A 1,094-nucleotide genomic window follows, 5' to 3' on the forward strand; every position below is an offset into this window, starting at 1 on the left:
ATTGATGACAAATACCTGGAGCAGTACGGAAAGTACAAAGCAAAAATCGATTACAATCTTTTAAAAGAATCTGACAAAGAAAATGGAAAGCTGATCCTTGTGACTGCTATCAACCCTACACCGGCTGGTGAAGGTAAGACAACAACTACCGTTGGTCTGGCTGATGCAATGCAGAAAATGGGCAAAAATGTTATGGTAGCTCTCCGTGAGCCATCCCTTGGACCGGTATTCGGCGTTAAAGGCGGCGCAGCAGGCGGCGGATATGCACAGGTTGTTCCTATGGAGGATATCAACCTTCACTTTACAGGTGATTTCCATGCCATCGGTGCAGCGAATAACCTGCTGGCAGCAATGATCGACAACCATATTTTCCAGGGAAATGCACTGAACATTGACCCGCGTAAGATCACCTGGAGAAGATGTGTAGATATGAATGACCGTCAGCTTCGTAATGTAGTAGACGGCCTTGGCGGAAGAACAAACGGTATGCCTCGTGAAGACGGATACGACATCACTGTTGCATCTGAGATCATGGCTGTTCTTTGCCTTGCAAGCGACATCAAAGACCTGAAAGAACGTCTTTCCAGGATCATCATCGGATATACATATGGCAAACCATCAGAGCAGAAGCCGGTAACAGCTGGTGACCTTCATGCAGAGGGCGCTATGACCGCACTTCTTAAAGATGCCCTGAAGCCAAACCTTGTACAGACACTGGAGCATGTACCGGCCATCGTACACGGCGGACCATTTGCAAACATCGCTCACGGATGCAACTCTGTAACTGCTACCAAAATGGCCTTAAAGCTGGCTGATTACACCATCACAGAGGCTGGTTTTGGTGCTGACCTTGGTGCAGAGAAATTCCTGGATATCAAATGCCGTATGGCAGGCCTGAAGCCAAACGCAGTAGTGATCGTAGCTACTGTACGTGCACTGAAATACAATGGCGGCGTTCCGAAGGCTGACCTGAACAATGAGAATCTGGAAGCACTGGAGAAAGGTCTTCCGAACCTTCTGAAACATGTAAGCAATATCCGTAACGTATACAAACTGCCATGCGTAGTAGCTATCAACGCATTCCCAACAGATAC

General features: G+C 47.6%; 1 protein-coding gene. It reads left to right on the plus strand.

The window, feature by feature from the left end; genetic code table 11:
• A partial coding sequence (locus G5B11_RS18695) for a formate--tetrahydrofolate ligase (RefSeq protein ID WP_173729332.1) occupies positions 1 to 1,094 on the plus strand: 1,094 nt, incomplete at both ends.

This window comes from Blautia glucerasea (assembly GCF_013304385.1).
In the GTDB taxonomy this organism is placed as follows: domain Bacteria; phylum Bacillota; class Clostridia; order Lachnospirales; family Lachnospiraceae; genus Blautia_A; species Blautia_A ammoniilytica.